The organism is Actinospica acidithermotolerans, from assembly GCF_018139625.1.
Lineage (GTDB): Bacteria > Actinomycetota > Actinomycetes > Streptomycetales > Catenulisporaceae > Actinospica > Actinospica acidithermotolerans.
Window position 1 is genome coordinate 1 of record NZ_JAGSOH010000406.1, and the last position, 391, is coordinate 391.

General features: G+C 32.2%; 1 pseudogene. It reads left to right on the forward strand.

The features are described 5' to 3' along the window. Nucleotides 1-391, forward strand: a pseudogene (locus KDK95_RS39150) (tRNA uridine-5-carboxymethylaminomethyl(34) synthesis enzyme MnmG); the annotation flags it as partial.

Consider the following 391-nt stretch of genomic DNA (forward strand, 5'->3'; position numbering starts at 1 on the left):
TGATAATGCTGATTTGAGATTGACGGATATGGGATATGAACTTGGTATGATTTCTGAAGAACGATATGCACGTTTTAATGAAAAACGTCAGCAAATTGATGCGGAAATTAAGCGTTTATCAGATATTCGTATTAAACCAAACGAACATACGCAAGCGATTATTGAACAACATGGTGGTTCTCGCTTAAAAGATGGTATTTTAGCTATCGATTTATTACGCAGACCTGAAATGACTTACGATATAATTTTAGAAATTTTAGAAGAAGAACATCAATTGAATGCAGATGTTGAAGAACAAGTAGAAATACAAACAAAATATGAAGGTTATATCAATAAATCACTACAACAAGTTGAGAAAGTTAAGCGTATGGAAGAGAAGAAAATTCCAGAA